The organism is Zoogloea sp., assembly GCF_023150065.1.
Lineage (GTDB): Bacteria > Pseudomonadota > Gammaproteobacteria > Burkholderiales > Rhodocyclaceae > Zoogloea.
The window spans coordinates 1-536 of the sequence record NZ_JAKLLN010000221.1 but is presented as its reverse complement, the minus strand read 5'-3'; the positions used below and the strand labels follow the sequence as shown (position 1 = coordinate 536).

Here is a 536-nt window from a genome sequence, read left to right as displayed (position 1 = left end):
TTTGCAAGGGCAGGGCAGGGCACGGGTTTGCCGCCGCTCGCCCAAGCCACCCCGAGCCCCGGCTCCTGTAGCTGCGGCTTCAACTGCACACTCACCCCAGGCGCCCCCCTACACGCAAACCGGCACCCCGGGCACCCTGCCTCCCCCAGCCGCCCAGCCCCTGTAGGGGCGACTTCAGTCGCCCGCGGACGCCAAACCAGGGAGCTGCCCGTGTCTCACCGCCCCAGGCCGACTCAAGTCGCCCTCAAATAGCCGTCAGACACTCCAGCCCACCCGGCACCCGCACCCACAAATCCCGACCCAAATAGCCCACACCCAGTCGACCATGGAAAACGAAACCCTCAAATCCAAGGCCCCCATGCCCGGCCAGCAGATAGCCGCCGGTGCTGAAGAAGAGCAAGGCCTGGCCATTGGCGAAATCGTCGCGGTGGTCATGGAATACCGCTGGCTCATCGCCGCCATCACCGCCGTCTCCATCCTGCTGGGTGGCGCCTACCTGTTCGTGGCCAAGCCGGTCTACAAGGCCGACGGCCTGC

At 67.0% G+C, this 536-nt stretch carries 1 protein-coding gene; it reads left to right on the top strand.

Features of this window, described 5'->3' with window-relative positions; translation table 11 throughout:
- Nucleotides 1–325: 325 nt before the first annotated feature.
- The coding region (locus L6Q67_RS24375; protein ID WP_296576365.1) for a Wzz/FepE/Etk N-terminal domain-containing protein at nucleotides 326–536 on the top strand (211 nt) is incomplete at its 3' end.